This window comes from Bacteroides sp. CAG:633 (genome assembly GCF_000435115.1).
In the GTDB taxonomy this organism is placed as follows: domain Bacteria; phylum Bacteroidota; class Bacteroidia; order Bacteroidales; family Bacteroidaceae; genus Bacteroides; species Bacteroides ndongoniae.
The window spans coordinates 48496-63620 of sequence record NZ_FR882971.1 but is presented as its reverse complement, the minus strand read 5'-3'; the positions used below and the strand labels follow the sequence as shown (position 1 = coordinate 63620).

Annotated in this window: 9 protein-coding genes; 5 read left to right on the top strand and 4 right to left on the bottom strand. The window is 49.6% G+C overall.

What is annotated here, in order from left to right; all coding sequences use genetic code 11:
• Positions 1 to 118 precede the first annotated feature (118 nt).
• A complete protein-coding gene (nifJ, locus tag QVP67_RS01470; RefSeq protein WP_022161791.1) occupies positions 119 to 3676 on the bottom strand; it encodes a pyruvate:ferredoxin (flavodoxin) oxidoreductase in 3558 nt (1185 codons plus the stop codon).
• Positions 3677 to 3754: 78 nt separating this feature from the next.
• Positions 3755 to 4933 (bottom strand): ATP-binding protein, encoded by a 1179-nt coding sequence (locus tag QVP67_RS01465; RefSeq protein ID WP_022161790.1) that lies wholly within the window; start codon positions 4931 to 4933, stop codon positions 3755 to 3757.
• 126 nt (positions 4934 to 5059) lie between these two features.
• Here QVP67_RS01465 and QVP67_RS01460 point away from each other — a divergent pair, with 126 nt between their 5' ends.
• Both QVP67_RS01460 and QVP67_RS01455 read left to right on the top strand, forming a co-directional pair.
• The gene (locus QVP67_RS01460; RefSeq protein WP_022161789.1) at positions 5060 to 6244 is read left to right on the top strand and encodes a hypothetical protein; all 1185 of its coding nucleotides are present in this window, start codon (positions 5060 to 5062) and stop codon (positions 6242 to 6244) included.
• A 115-nt stretch (positions 6245 to 6359) separates the two neighbouring features.
• Positions 6360 to 8231 carry a RelA/SpoT family protein gene (locus QVP67_RS01455; RefSeq protein ID WP_022161788.1) on the top strand — a complete coding sequence of 624 codons (1872 nt, stop codon included), beginning with the start codon at positions 6360 to 6362 and terminating at the stop codon, positions 8229 to 8231.
• Here QVP67_RS01455 and QVP67_RS01450 read toward each other — a convergent pair.
• On the bottom strand, positions 8213 to 9691 hold the full coding sequence (locus QVP67_RS01450) for a glycoside hydrolase family 10 protein (protein ID WP_022161787.1): 1479 nt from the start codon (positions 9689 to 9691) through the stop codon (positions 8213 to 8215). The genes QVP67_RS01455 and QVP67_RS01450 overlap by 19 nt on opposite strands.
• 110 nt (positions 9692 to 9801) lie before the next feature.
• On the opposite strand from QVP67_RS01450, the gene QVP67_RS01445 reads away from it, so the two are divergent.
• Genes QVP67_RS01445 through QVP67_RS01435 form a run of 3 tightly spaced genes read left to right on the top strand, consistent with a single transcriptional unit; the run spans position 9802 to position 11957 of the window.
• Entirely contained in the window at positions 9802 to 11232 is a 1431-nt protein-coding gene (locus tag QVP67_RS01445; RefSeq protein ID WP_022161786.1) for a carbon starvation CstA family protein, read from the top strand.
• On the top strand, positions 11232 to 11450 hold the full coding sequence (locus QVP67_RS01440; RefSeq protein ID WP_022161785.1) for a hypothetical protein: 219 nt from the start codon (positions 11232 to 11234) through the stop codon (positions 11448 to 11450). The genes QVP67_RS01445 and QVP67_RS01440 overlap by 1 nt, the downstream gene beginning before the upstream one ends.
• A gap of 27 nt (positions 11451 to 11477) precedes the next feature.
• Positions 11478 to 11957 (top strand): hypothetical protein, encoded by a 480-nt coding sequence (locus tag QVP67_RS01435; RefSeq protein WP_022161784.1) that lies wholly within the window; start codon positions 11478 to 11480, stop codon positions 11955 to 11957.
• Between the two features lie 361 nt (positions 11958 to 12318).
• Here the strand turns inward: QVP67_RS01435 and uvrA are convergent, their stop codons facing one another.
• Positions 12319 to 15093, bottom strand: a complete 2775-nt coding sequence (uvrA, locus tag QVP67_RS01430) for an excinuclease ABC subunit UvrA (protein ID WP_022161783.1) — start codon at positions 15091 to 15093, stop codon at positions 12319 to 12321.
• Between the last annotated feature and the right edge of the window lie 32 nt (positions 15094 to 15125).

Genomic DNA, 15125 nt, shown 5'->3' with positions numbered 1-15125 from the left:
GTGGTTTCTTCAATATACAACAATCCCCTGCAAGGTTTTGTGCCTTACAGGGGATTGTTTATGGTATCAGAAAGAAGTGGGAGCATGGTCCCCTTCTTTCTTTTTCTGAGCATTTGGCTTATTCAGCAACTTCTGTTCCCCAGTTTTCGCGGGCCAGACGCTTGTAGCTGTTGTAACGCCACTTAGCGTTGTCCTCGGCAGCCTGGAAGAGTTGTTCAGCTTCTGCAGGATATTGCTTCATTACAGATGCGTAACGAACCTCACCCTTCAGGAAGTCTTTGAAGCCTTCCCATTCGGGCTCTTTGCTATCCAGTGTGAACGGATTCTTGCCTTCAGCTTCCAAAGCCGGGTTGTAACGCCACAAGTGCCAGTAACCACACTTAACAGCTTTTTCTTCCTCAGCCTGGCTCTTACCCATACCAGCCTTCAGACCGTGGTTGATACACGGAGCGTAAGCGATGATGAGTGACGGACCGGGATATGCTTCAGCTTCGCGCAGAGCCTTCAGAGTCTGAGCCTGATCGGCACCCATAGCGATCTGTGCTACGTAAACGTAACCGTAAGTAGTAGCCATCAGACCGAGGTCTTTCTTACGTACGCGCTTACCGGCAGCAGCAAACTTAGCGATAGCACCTACCGGAGTAGCCTTAGAAGACTGACCACCCGTGTTAGAGTAAACCTCTGTATCGAGTACGAGGATGTTAACGTCCTTACCGCTGGCGATAACGTGGTCGAGACCACCGTAACCGATATCGTAAGAAGCACCGTCGCCACCGATAATCCACTGGCTGCGTTTTACGATGTATTGTTTCAGGTTGTAGATACCTGCGCAAACCGGACACTTGTCTTTAGCAGCTTCCAACATCGGAACGATGCGTTCGTAGATGTCTTTCGTCTTGTCAGCATCCAAAGCGTTGTCCAACCATTCCTGGAAGATAGCTTTGTACTCAGCCGGAGTAGCTTCGTTTTCGATGCCTTCCTGCATCAGTTTGGCAATGCGGGCACGCATCTTTTCGTTGGCCAGTTCCATACCCAGACCGAATTCGCAGAAGTCTTCGAACAGAGAGTTAGCCCATGCCGGACCGTGACCCTTCTCGTTCTTGGTGTAAGGAGTAGAAGGAACAGAACCAGAGTAGATAGAAGAACATCCTGTAGCGTTGGCTACCATTTCGCGGTCGCCGAAGAGCTGAGAAATCAGTTTCACGTACGGAGTTTCGCCGCAACCCGAGCAAGCGCCTGAGAACTCGAACAACGGAGTAGCGAACTGAGAGTTCTTCACGTTGGCCTTGATGTCTACCAGGTGTTGTTTGGTCTTCACGTTTTCTACGCAGTAAGTCCAGTTGTCGGCTTCGGCCATCTGGCTTTCCAGGTGAACCATTGACAAGGCTTTGCCACCCTTCTTCGGATTGCCCGGACATACGTCAACACAGTTACCGCAACCCAGACAGTCGAGTACGTCAACCTGCATGCGGAATGTCATGCCGTCGAATACCTTACCAACAGCTTTCAGCTGAGTGAAGTTAGCACCCTTCTGCTCTTCAGCATCGAGGATGAACGGACGGATGGCAGCGTGAGGACAAACGTAAGCACACTTGTTACACTGGATACAGTTTTCGGCATTCCATGCAGGAACGAATGCGGCAACACCGCGTTTTTCGTACTTGGCAGTACCTTGTTCCCAAGTACCGTCTTCGATACCCTTGAATGCAGATACCGGCAGCAAGTCGCCGTCCTGAGCATTGATAGGACGAACTACTTCGTTGATGAAAGCAGGATCGTTGTTGGCAGCCTTTTCGTCGTCGGCCAGGTTAGCCCATGCCGGATCGATAGTCAGCTGCTTGTATTCGCCACCACGGTCAACGGCAGCATAGTTCTTGTTCACAACGTCTTCACCCTTCTTGCCATAAGACTTCACGATGAACTTCTTCATTTGTTCTACAGCCAGGTCAACGGGGATAACGCCTGTGATGCGGAAGAATGCAGACTGCAGGATAGTGTTGGTACGGTTGCCCAAACCGATTTCCTGTGCAATCTGAGTTGCGTTGATGTAGTAAACGGTGATGTTGTTCTGTGCGAAATATTTCTTCACCTTGTTCGGCAGGTTCTTTGCCAGTTCTTCGCCTTCCCAGATGGTGTTGAGCAGGAACGAACCGTTCTTGCGCAGACCGCGGGTTACGTCATACATGTGCAGGTAAGCCTGTACGTGGCAAGCTACGAAGTTAGGTGTATTAACCAAGTAAGTAGAGCGGATAGGAGTGTCACCGAAACGCAGGTGAGAGCAAGTGAAACCGCCTGACTTCTTAGAGTCGTAAGAGAAGTATGCCTGACAGTGCTTGTCGGTATTGTCACCGATAATCTTCACTGAGTTCTTGTTGGCACCTACTGTACCGTCGGCACCCAGACCGTAGAACTTAGCTTCGAACATGCCTTCGCCACCTACTGCGATTTCAGCTTCCTGAGGCAGAGAAGTGAAGGTAACGTCGTCTACGATACCGATAGTGAAGTGGTTCTTCGGAGTCGGCAATGACAGGTTGTCGTAAACGGCAAAGATTTGTGCCGGAGTGGTATCTTTCGAACCCAGACCGTAACGTCCGCCAACGATAAGCGGAGCATTTTCCTGTCCGTAGAAGCAGTCTTTAACATCCATATAAAGCGGTTCGCCGTTGGCACCCGGTTCCTTTGTACGGTCGAGTACGGCAATGCGCTTAGCAGTCTTAGGCACAGCAGCCAGGAAGTGCTTGGCAGAGAACGGACGGTAGAGGTGAACAGCTACCAAACCTACTTTCTCGCCTTTGGCGCGCAGATAGTCGATTACTTCGCGGATAGCTTCGGTTACCGAACCCATAGCGATGATAACGCGTTCTGCCTCTGGATCACCGTAGTAGTCGAACAGACCGTAGTTGCGGCCAGTGATTTCGCTGATCTTCTTCATGTAGTCTTCTACGATAGCGGGAACAGCATCATAGAAGCTGTTGCATGATTCACGGTGTTGGAAGAAGTGGTCGGGGTTTTCAGCCATACCACGTGCTACCGGAGTCATAGGATTCATAGCGCGGCTACGGAATTCAGCCAAAGCTTCCTGATCGATCAGCGGAGCGAGGTCTTCGTTGTCCAGCTTCTCGATCTTCTGGATTTCGTGTGATGTACGGAAACCGTCGAAGAAGTTGATGAACGGAACGCGTGCCTTCAGTGTAGACAGGTGAGCAACACCGGCGAGGTCCATCACTTCCTGTACAGAACCTTCAGCCAGCATGGCGAATCCTGTCTGGCGGCAAGACATTACATCCTGATGGTCGCCGAAGATACACAGAGCGTGGCTGGCCAGTGTACGTGCAGATACGTGGAATACGCAGGGCAAGTTTTCACCGGCAATCTTGTACATATTGGGGATCATCAGCAACAGACCCTGAGAAGCAGTGTAGGTGGTAGTCAGCGCACCTGCCTGCAGTGAGCCGTGTACGGCACCGGCAGCACCGGCTTCCGACTGCATTTCCTGTACCAATACTGTTTCGCCGAAGATGTTTTTACGACCTGCGGCAGCCCATTCGTCTACGTGTTCAGCCATCGTAGATGACGGGGTGATGGGGTAGATGGCTGCTACCTCGGAGAACATGTACGAGATGTGTGCAGCGGCTTCGTTACCATCACAAGTGATGAATTTTTTCTGTTTAGTCATAACTAAATGAATTTTATAAAGTAAAAAATCGTTTTTCTTCTGTTTGGAAGTATTTGTTTTTCTGGGCTATATGCTTCTTTAGTATAAAAATCCGAATAGCCAAAGCGGTATCTGGTTATTACGTCCTATCTCTGCTTTGTGCAGGGCGTAGGTGATACCGGGGTTGTTCTTAATCTTCATACCTTCCGGGCATATCTTGAACGGCATGACCTCGTCTACCATAAACGAGACGTTCTTATCGCCTTTGTTCACCTTGTGGTCTTTCCACATGGTGTTTACAAAGAAGGTGTCGAGAACGTCCTGTTCTTCTACTTTCACCGGATAGATGGAGTACATCAGGTTGGGGTTGTGCATCATTATCTTCGATGGTTTTTTGGGGAATTCTTCTCCTTTCGGATAGACCATGTTGATAAGGCGTGCATCTGCCAGATATTTGATGTAATTCATCACCGTGGCACGCGATGTCTGTATGTCGTTTGCCAGTTGGCTGACGTTCGGAGCTTTCGGCCCGTCTACAGCCAGCAAATATAATAATTTTTTTATTTTAGAAAGATATTTCAGCTCGATTTGTTTGATAAGCAGGATGTCTACTTCCACCATCATGTTCATGGTCTTCAACAGATTCTCCGAGAAGTTGCGTTTTTCAAGGAAGAAAGGGTAGAATCCGTGGTGGATATAGTCCTGAAAATAATCCAGCGGGCGTACTTTCGATAAGATGCCTTTGGCTATCTGTTCGTGGCTGCTCAGGATTTCCTCCAGCGTATAAGCATGGAATTTCATTCCTGTCTGCAGGTTCAGGAATTCGCGGAAGGAGAATCCGCGCAGGTTGTAGCTTTTTACCACATCGCGCAGTTCAAGGTTCTCTTCTTTCAGTCGCATGACCGACGAACCGGTAAATACTATTTTCAGGTTGGGGAAGCGGTCGTAGCACATTCGCAGTTCCTGACTCCAGTCGGGGTGTTTGAACACCTGGTCAATCAACAGCACTTTTCCCCCACGGCGTTGAAACTCGTAGGCAAAATCGACCAAGCTATGTCCCGAGAAGTAGAAGTTGTTCATGTTGATGAACAGGCAGGAACGGTCGGTGCCGAATTTTTCTTTGGCATATTGCAGCAGGAAAGTTGTTTTGCCTACGCCACGTGTGCCTTTGATGCCGATGAGACGGTCGTTCCAGTCGATCTCGTCCATCAGGTCGCGGCGGACAGGGGCGTTGGTATGTTCTACCAGATAAGCGTGCGTACGATAAAATGCTTCCATGCTTTATATTCCATATTTATCAGGCGACAAAGATATAGCTTTTTTATAGATTTGCAAAGTGGAGATAGCAAAATATTGGAAATTAATTCTTATCTTTCCTCCCGGAAACAGCAGAAACAGGTGTATATGGAACTCTATCTTTTCAATCCCGATGCCGACATGGCGCTTGCAGACAACGGCGGACATTACATTGCTCCGGCTTCCGTACGTCGTATGACTGCGGATTTGGCTTGGTTACCTTTGTGGTATGCCGCACCGGGAAGCGGTGTGCTGATGTCGGAAGAGGCAGAATATGATTTTGCCGGGCAGATGCGACAATATTTCCCGTTGGATGTGAGGCCGGTAGTATGGAATCAGTTGCCGGAAGTTTCACCTGCAAGCTTATATCCCTGGGGATGGAATGTTTCTTTGCGCCGTTCTTTACTGAAAGCTGGAGTGTGCGAAGACGCATTGCCGACGGTGGAAAGTCTGAACCGGTTGCGGGCTTTAGCGGGACGCGATGTAGGATTGCGTATTCTGCAAGCCTTGGCAGGATTGCCTTTTTGTTGTGGTAGTGGTGTGGTTCTGTTGGATGTACAGGCGTGTAGCGATTACGCCCGCAGGCTGGGTAGTTGTGTGTTCAAGACTCCCTGGTCGGGCAGTGGAAAGGGATTGCTGTGGTGTCGTAGTGGCTTTACGGAGTTGATGTCCAGCCGGTGTGCGCGCATTATCCGTGAGCAGGGATTTCTGACAGGATTTCCTATATATAATAAGGTATTGGACTTTGCATTGGAATATCAGTCCGACGGGCAGGGAAATGTGGATTTCATTGGTTATTCACTGTTTGATACAGATGAACGAGGTGCTTATTCGGGTAATAGGCTGTTGTCCAATGAGGCAATCGAACAACAGATTCTGCATTTTCTTCCTTTGGCGGCCTGGCAGCAGATATGTATCTGTCTACAGCAAGAACTTACCAGTTGTTATGGTTGGGCATACAAAGGCTTCTTGGGAGTAGATATGATGATTTGCAGGGTGGGGGATGAGGAGAATGGTGAATATCGTGTTTTTCCTTGTGTGGAGGTAAACCTGCGTATGAACATGGGAGTGGTGGCCCGTCTCTTCTTCGACCGTTTTATGTTACCCTCTGCTAATGGATGTTTTCGCGTGGAATATTTCTCCGATCCTGCCAGTCTGCACCGTGCGCACGAGGCTGACAAGCGGGAGTCGCAGGCTGTGATACGCGATGGTAAACTTTTGTCGGGTTATTTACCATTGGTGCCAGTCGGTTCGGAAAGCCGTTATCGGGCTTACGTTAAAGTTGCTGAGTAACAGTTTTGCTATCTGTAATGTTCAAAAAATGTCCTTATCGTTTTATATATTCTTCCTTTTTATTATTTTTGCATAATGCAGCCGGAATTTTCCTGACTACTGAAAAACATTATCCATGGAAGACTATGATAAATTAATCAACGGACAGTTGGAAAGCATTTTGTCCGTAATGGACCGGCGTAACGTGTCGGCCGAAGATCGTATACGCATTAGGGAAGCGTTCGAGTTTGCCCGAGAGGCTCATGCCGGACAGAAACGTAAAAGTGGTGCACCCTATATTATACATCCGGTAGCAGTGGCACGGATTGTGGCCGAAGAATTGCAACTGGGGCCTAATCCGGTGATTGCTGCGTTTCTGCACGACGTGGCCGAAGATACGTCGTTTACACTCGATGATATAAAGGCACGTTTTGGTCCCGATGTCGCCTACTTGGTCAGAGTCGTGACGAAACAGAAAAAAATGCAGTATGAAACTTCCAAGCAGGTGGAAAACTTCAAGCAAATGCTCGACTCGCTGCATTACGACATCCGTGCCATCCTTATCAAACTAGCCGACCGCTTGCATAACATGCGTACGCTGGACAGTATGCGTCCTGAAAAGCAGATGAAGATAGCGGGCGAAACCGATTACTTCTATGCTCCGCTGGCCAACCGTCTGGGGTTGTACGGTATTCGTCGCGAACTGGAGAATCTAAGTTTACGCTACCGTTGTCCGCTGGAGTATCAGGAACTGGAACGAGCCATCGAAGCCGATAAGGCTGAAGACCGTCAGCGTCTGGATGCCTTTACCGGCGAAATGCTGGAGTTGTTGCGCCGCAAAGGCATTCAGGCGCGTACGGAAGTGCGCTATCGTATGCCTTACAGCATCTGGCGGAAGATACAGTCTACCGGGCGTGACTTCAAGCATTTGGATTACCGTCATGTAGTCCGGTTGATTTATCCGGCCGAACGTGAAGAAGATGAAAAGCGCATCTGTCTGCACATCTATTCCATCCTGACCGACCGTTTCAAGGAAAAACCGGGCAGCATCGTCAACTTTATCGACTCTCCCAAGGAGAACGGTTATCAGAGTTTCCATATCCGTCTGCTTAGCGAGCATGGCATTTGGGAAGAAATCCATATCTCTTCCGAACGTATGGTACTCAACTCCAAGCTGGGGTGTGCCGTTGAACGGATGGAAGGGGCGTGGGACAACTGGATTGCCAAGTTCCGTGCCTTGCTGAAGGATGCGGCCAGCCAGACTGCCGAAGGCTGGTTCATGGACAGTGTGGTAAGTTCGCTTTACAACGAGGATATTACAGTTTTCACTCCACAGGGTAAACCTATCAATCTGCCACAACGGGCTACGGTGCTCGACTTTGCTTTCGAACTGCACAATTCGATCGGGGCGCATGCCCAGTATGCCAAGGTGAATGGTAAACTGTGCTCGGTCAAGACTGAACTTCATCATGGTGACTGTGTGGAAGTCGGGGTTAATCCGGAATTTGCTCCTCGTCCCGACTGGCTCGACTGTGTGCAGACGTATAAGGCCAAGAGCTTCTTGCGTTCTTATTTGGGTCAGATAAAGTCTATTCCCAAGAACCGTTGCCTATGCTGCCATCCGTTGCCGGGCAATGAAGTGATAGGTTTCAGAGAGTTGGATGGTACGATAACCATCCATAAGCGCGATTGTGCTTTGGCTATCCGCCAAGCGTCGCAGGACGGTGATTCCATTGTCTCAGTCGATTTTCCAGAAGATAAGGATGTGTTCTATCCCGTGCGTATCAATGTACGTGCTGTCGACCGCTATCATTTACTGATCGATCTGGTGGATTGCATTACTAACGGCATGAAGCTTTCCATCTCTAGTCTGAATACGGAGACTGTTGACGAGATTGCCGATTGTACTATCAACTTTTCGGTTCATTCGTTCAGCGAGCTGCAGAAGGTGATAGCATCCATTAGCAGTATCGACGGAGTAGACGAGGTTCATCGGGTAGAACTGTAAGACTCGGCTGCCGTTGTGCTTTCGTTGCCACAGCGGTCTAGTGCGGTGACGGCAAAGTAGCGTTTCACGGTCCAGGGCAGTATAGGGGCATAGATGAATTCTGTGCCCTGTATGCGTTGTGCTACAATATTCTCGGGACGGCTGGTGTCGACAGGGTAGGTGTCGGATGCATAAATCACGTAGGTAGGTGCATTACGAGAATCATTGTCGGTGCCAGGTTTCCAGCTTAGTTTCCAGTAGCCTTCTTTCAGCTTTTCCACTTTCAGTGCAGTGGGGGCGGTAGGCGGTATGCTGTCTATCCATGTCATGGGTGGTTGCAGGGCAGGGGCTGTGTAATACTTTTCAGTCAGGATGTCGTACAGTTCCTGTGTGTTGTCCATCAGGTATTTTACCCGGTAATGTCCTTCTCCGTCCAGCTTGTGGGTACGCACAAAGTGAATCTGTCGTTCCACTTCGTCCACAGTCCAGTTGCCTTCGCTGGGATCCAGAAAGTAAATGCCCAAGCCGGGGATGACTTGTCGTCCGTTGGATTGTTCTTTCCAGTCGAGTGCGAAGGGATAGAATCCGTTGCCGCGGAAATACATCATGGGATACACCTGATCCTGTATGCCTTCTCCCAGCCAGCCTTGTACGTCCTGATAGACGGTGTGGAAGGCGTTCCATCCGCGCGAGGAATAACGCGAGGTGTCGCGGTACTTTCCGACCGGACAGGTGCTCACCTTGACCCAAGGCTTCAGTTGTTTTACACCTTTATATATATAGCGCACGATTTCCGTGATGTTGTCTCTTCTCCATTGGTCCAATGTGCGTCCCTTGCCGTATTTGCGGAAGTCGTACTTGTCGGGGAAGTTGGGGGCGTTTTCCGGATAACGCAGATAGTCGAAGTGCACGCCGTCTACGTCGTATCGTTCTACCACTTCGCGCACCAGGCTCATCAGGTATTCTTTGGTTTGCGGATTACCGGGATTCAGAAAGTATTCCCGTTTGTAAGGCACACAGATGGCAGGTCTTTTCTTGGTAACCGAGGCTTTGCCCAAGGCGGAAACGTGTTTCCGGTTTCCCAAAGGGATGGTTACCATCCAGGCATGGCACTCCATACCACGTTTGTGGCATTCTTCGATGGCAAAGGCCAGCGGGTCGTAACCGGGATCTTTTCCGACCTGTCCGGTCAGAATGGAGTTGTATGGCTCGATGGCCGATTGGTACAGCACATCGCCCCGCGTACGGGTCTGAAACAGTACGGTGTTGAAATGTGCATCCCGTAGTTTGTCCAGTATTTCTATCAGTTCATTTTTCTGTTGTTGTATCTTTTGGGGTGAGGTGGCACGTGTCCGGGGCCAGTCCAATCCGTAAACGGCGGTAACCCATGCTGCTCTGACTTCTTGTTTGGGCTGGGCTGTAAGTTTTTGCATACTTCCCAGACAGATTAGGGATATCAGAAGAAAAATGAGTCGTTTCATTTAAATCGTTCTTTTTTGTGCCAAAGATAGCAAAAATGCGAATAAAGTTGTGCCATTATTTAAAATACTGTTACATTTGTGCACTCTAACATAATAAAAAGAAACACACAATGATTACTTTTACACTTTGTTTACTTGCTCTTATTGCAGGCTATTTCATTTACGGTCGTTTTGTAGAACGGATTTTTGGTCCGGACGACCGTCAGACTCCGGCTTTGACGAAAGCCGACGGAGTAGACTATATGCCACTTCCCCGTTGGAAAATCTTTATGATTCAATTTCTGAACATAGCAGGTCTGGGACCTATCTTTGGTGCTATTATGGGAGCCAAATTCGGTATGGCTTCTTATTTGTGGATTGTGTTGGGTAGTATATTTGCCGGTGCTGTTCACGACTATCTGGCGGGTATGCTGTCTTTGCGACATGGCGGAGAAAGCCTTCCTGAAATAGTCGGACGCTATTTGGGACTGACAACCAAGCAGATTATGCGTGGTTTCACGGTGATTCTGATGATTCTGGTCGGTGCTGTTTTCGTGGCTGGTCCTGCAGGATTGCTGGCTAAGCTCACCCCGGATGCGCTGGATGTGACTTTCTGGATTATCGTGGTGTTCCTTTATTATATTCTGGCTACACTGTTGCCGGTGGATAAGATTATCGGTAAGATCTATCCGTTGTTTGCCATCGCATTGCTGTTCATGGCGGTAGGTATTCTGGTGATGCTGTATGTCAATCATCCTGCATTGCCCGAACTTTGGGACGGTGTTGAGAATACTCACCCGAATGCCGATACCTTACCTATTTTCCCTATTATGTTTGTCAGTATCGCCTGTGGCGCTATCAGTGGTTTTCATGCAACTCAAAGTCCGCTGATGGCACGGTGTATGACCAGCGAGCGTCACGGTCGGCCTATTTTCTACGGTGCTATGATTACCGAAGGAATCGTCGGACTGATATGGGCTGCCGCAGCTACTTACTTTTTCCATGAAAACGGTATGGCAGAAACGAATGCAGCTGTCATTGTCGATGACATCACCAAAAACTGGTTAGGTACGGTTGGCGGTGTGCTGGCTGTTTTGGGAGTAATTGCCGCTCCTATCACCAGTGGTGATACGGCTTTCCGTTCGGCTCGTCTGATTGTAGCCGATTTCTTGGGTATAGAACAAAAATCCATGCGGAAACGTTTGTATATATGTATTCCGATGTTCCTGGTGGCTATTGCCTTGTTGCTGTACAGCATGCGCGATGCGGCTGGCTTTGATATGATATGGCGTTATTTCGCATGGGCCAATCAGGCGTTGTCGGTATTTACTTTGTGGGCTATAACGGTTTATCTGGCACGTGAACGGAAAGGATACTATTTCTATGTCACTTATTTGCCGGCTTTGTTTATGACAGCTGTTTGTACTACGTACATTTGTGTAGCTCCCGAAGGTATTGGTTTGTCGGTGGATAAAGCGGCGATCATAGCTGTACTGGCTGCGGTGGTTGCTGCAGTGTGGTTCAGGATATGGTATTTCAAGACTGCTAAAAAACTTTGTTGATGAAGAAAATCAGAAAATCGACCGGACTGACCATTGCTTTGCTGATCTATGTTTCGGCAACGGCTGCTTATTTCCTGCCCCGTAATACGGAAATTGAGCAGGCGGAGAAGTATATTACGGTAGTGGCTTCGTACGTCATAGTGCTGTTGCTCTGGCTGGTGCTCCGTAAGAAAGAACAGCTGCAGCAGAAGCGGTGGGATGAAGAGCGTAGAAACTGAATATTTACGGATTAAAATTGAAATAATATGAAAAAACTGATGTTGCTTGTTTGCCTGTTGGTCGCTTCGGTAGCCGCCCGGGCACAGTTCGAGAAAGGAAAATGGGTTGTTAATCCTTCGCTGACAGGATTGGAACTGTCGCACGATACCGGTACGGATAAGACTTCTTTCGGACTGGAAGTTAAGGGAGGTGCTTTTTTGATTGATAACGTGGCTTTGCTGGTGAACGGTGCCGCCAAGTGGAATGAGAATGGAGCCGACATCTATTCGTTGGGTGTGGGTGGCCGTTATTATTTCAGTAAGGTGGGTGTGTTTCTGGGTGCTAATGTTAATGTGGATCGTTACGACTGGGGAAATCTGGATGACACCAAGTTCTCATTCGGGATGGAGGCTGGATACGCATTCTTCCTTTCGCGTACGGTGACCATCGAGCCTGCCGCTTACTGGAATGTGAATGGCGACCGCTCTAAGTTCGGAGTAAAAGTCGGGTTCGGATTGTATTTCTGATAGAACTGCTTTTCTGTGTGCCGCTTTGGCAAACAGGAGGATATAATAAAGGTGTGAACAGGGCAAGAAGATGCGCTGTCCACACTTTTTTTTATGCGAAGAGCTGGGCATAAAATTTTCTTCTGCTTTCTGTTTTTTCCCTTATTGTCTCTCATTTTTTCTCAAAGTATGAGAAGGGTATTCTCATAAGTATGAGAATAGTTTTCTCATAAGCGTGAGAATGTTGTTCTCATACTTGTGAGAAACGAATAAAATTATAGGGCGTTATGTGAAAAAGTAAAGTTGGCTTATGTTTCTTTGATATTACCATCCGCACCCTATAGGGAGATGCTCTCCTCGTCGGGTGCGGATGGTGCTGTTTTTATGCCTGTAGTTTTTCTTGCAGGAACTGTCCGGTATAGCTGGCTGCACATTGGGCTACTTCTTCCGGAGTGCCTGTGGCTACGATGTAACCACCTTTGTCGCCACCTTCGGGACCAAGATCGATGACATAGTCGGCACACTTGACAACGTCGAGGTTATGCTCGATGATGACAATGCTGTGTCCCCGCTTGATCAGCGAGTCGAAAGCTTCGAGCAGTTTTCGGATGTCGTGGAAATGCAGGCCGGTGGTAGGCTCGTCGAAGATGAAGAGGGTAGGGTCGGCCTTTTCCTGACTCAGGTAGTAAGCCAGTTTGACGCGCTGGTTTTCGCCTCCCGACAGGGTGGACGAAGACTGTCCCAGCTTGATGTAGCCCAAACCGACTTCCTGCAACGGTTGCAGCTTCTTTACAATCTTTTTCTGTCCGTGCTGCGTGAAGAATTCGACAGCCTGATTGACCGTCATTTCCAGTACGTCGTAGATGCTCATGTCGTGGAACTTCACTTCCAGCGTGTCGGCCTTGAAACGTTTGCCGTGGCACGATTCACACTCCAGTACCAGGTCGGCCATGAACTGCATTTCGACGGTGATGGTACCTTCGCCCTTACATTCCTCACACCGTCCGCCTTCGCTGTTGAAGCTGAAATAGCCGGCGGTGTATCCCATTTGTTTGGCCAGTGGCTGTTCGGCCCAGAGTTTTCGTATCTCGTCGTAAGCCTTGATGTAAGTCACTGGATTGCTTCGCGATGATTTTCCGATGGGGTTCTGGTCGACAAACTCTACGTTGCGCAGACTCTTCAGGTCGCCTCCTATCGATACAAACTCACCGGGGCGTTCGGTGCACTCGTCCAGTTCGCGCTTCAGGGCACGGTAGAAGATGTCGCGTACCAGTGTACTTTTTCCCGATCCGCTGACACCGGTGACTACCGTCATCACGTTGAGGGGGAAGCGTACATCCACACCTTTCAGGTTGTTCTCGCGCGCACCTTTTATTTCGATGTAGTTGTTCCAAGGCCGGTGGTGGGTCGGTACAGGGATGGTTTCTTCGCCCAGCAGGTAGCGTACGGTGTAGCTTTCGCTGCCCTTCTGCAAGTCCTTCATGTCCCCCTGGTAAACTACTTGTCCGCCCAGTCGTCCGGCTTTAGGACCGATATCGATGATGTAGTCGGCTGCGCGGATGATTTCCTCGTCATGTTCTACTACGACAACGGTGTTGCCCAGTTGTTGCAGCTGCCGCAGTACGTGTATCAGTTTGTCGGTATCGCGGCTATGCAGTCCGATGCTGGGTTCGTCCAGAATGTACAGACTTCCTACCAGACTGCTTCCCAACGATGTGGCCAGGTTGATGCGTTGGCTTTCACCGCCCGAGAGTGAATTGCTGAGTCGGTTCAGGGTCAGATAGCCCAGTCCTACGTCGAGCAGGAACTGCAGCCGGCTGTTTATCTCGGTCAGAATGCGTCGGGCTACGTCAGCATCGTGCTTGCTTAGTTTCAGGTTATCGAAGAAGACTTTCAGTTCGGTGACAGGCAGGTCTACCAGTTCGGAAATGCTTCGTCCGCCCACTTTCACGTAGCCGGCTTCGGGTTTCAACCGTGTGCCGTGGCATTTGGGGCAGAGGGTTTTTCCGCGATAACGGGCCAGCATGACGCGGTATTGTATCTTGTATTGGTTTTCCTGCAACATCTTGAAGAAAGCGTTGATGCCTTCGAAGTAAGGCGTCCCCTCCCACAGCATGCGGCGTTGTTCGTCGGTCAGCTGATAGTAGGGAGTGAAGATGGGGAATCCTGCTTTTTCGGCTCCTCTGATCACCATGTCTTTCCACTCGCCCATCTTTTCGCCACGCCAGCACACTACAGCACCGTCGTATACCGAAAGGGAGCGGTTGGGAACTACCAGGTGTTCGTCGATGCCGATCACCCGTCCGAATCCTTCACACTCGGGACAGGCACCGATGGGCGAGTTGAACGAAAACATCTGGTCGTTGGGCTCTTCGAAGGTAATGCCGTCCGCTTCGAACTTTGTACTGAAGCGGTAGAGGCTGGTTCCGCCGTCCGCCTGATAGAAACGCAGCAAGCAGGCACCGTCGCCCTCGTACATGGCAGTTTCGGCCGAATCAATCAGGCGGCTGATGCTGTCCTTCTCGGTCGAGACAGTCATACGGTCGACCAGCAGGAAGATGGTGTCGCCTTCCCGGGGCTGATATTCATCGATGCGTACCATCTGGCCGTTTACCTCCAGCCGGTTGAATCCTTGTTGCATGTCCACCTCCAGCTGCTGGGCCAGTGTGCGGTCTTCGCGCAGCAACAGAGGAGCCAGTACGGTGAACCGGGTTCCTTCGGGGTATTCGGTCATGCAGTTTACGATGTCCTCGGTAGAGTGTTTCTTTACCTCCTGCCCGCTGATGGGGCTGAAAGTTTTGCCCACCCGTGCATAGAGCAGGCGCAGGTATTCGTATATTTCAGTCGATGTGCCCACGGTAGAACGCGGGTTACGGCTGCTTACTTTCTGTTCGATGGCGATGGCGGGCGGTATTCCTTTTATAAAGTCGCATTCGGGTTTGCTCATTCTCCCCAGAAACTGGCGTGCATAGCTGCTGAGGCTTTCCACGTAGCGGCGTTGGCCTTCGGCATACAGTGTGTCGAATGCCAGCGACGATTTTCCCGAACCGGACAGTCCGGTAATGACAACCAGCTTGTTGCGCGGTATTTCGACATCAATGTTTTTCAGGTTGTTGACCCGTGCACCCTTGATGATGATAGATTTTGATTCGCTCATGTTTCGTCTTTCGCTTATTAGGATGCAAACTT

What these genes read in the sequence shown, in the direction of transcription:
- nifJ (WP_022161791.1), bottom strand. Translation starts at nt 3,676, where the DNA reads ATGACTAAACAGAAAAAATTCATCACTTGTGATGGTAACGAAGCCGCT.
- QVP67_RS01465 (WP_022161790.1), bottom strand. Translation starts at nt 4,933, where the DNA reads ATGGAAGCATTTTATCGTACGCACGCTTATCTGGTAGAACATACCAAC.
- QVP67_RS01460 (WP_022161789.1), top strand. Translation starts at nt 5,060, where the DNA reads ATGGAACTCTATCTTTTCAATCCCGATGCCGACATGGCGCTTGCAGAC.
- QVP67_RS01455 (WP_022161788.1), top strand. Translation starts at nt 6,360, where the DNA reads ATGGAAGACTATGATAAATTAATCAACGGACAGTTGGAAAGCATTTTG.
- QVP67_RS01450 (WP_022161787.1), bottom strand. Translation starts at nt 9,691, where the DNA reads ATGAAACGACTCATTTTTCTTCTGATATCCCTAATCTGTCTGGGAAGT.
- QVP67_RS01445 (WP_022161786.1), top strand. Translation starts at nt 9,802, where the DNA reads ATGATTACTTTTACACTTTGTTTACTTGCTCTTATTGCAGGCTATTTC.
- QVP67_RS01440 (WP_022161785.1), top strand. Translation starts at nt 11,232, where the DNA reads ATGAAGAAAATCAGAAAATCGACCGGACTGACCATTGCTTTGCTGATC.
- QVP67_RS01435 (WP_022161784.1), top strand. Translation starts at nt 11,478, where the DNA reads ATGAAAAAACTGATGTTGCTTGTTTGCCTGTTGGTCGCTTCGGTAGCC.
- uvrA (WP_022161783.1), bottom strand. Translation starts at nt 15,093, where the DNA reads ATGAGCGAATCAAAATCTATCATCATCAAGGGTGCACGGGTCAACAAC.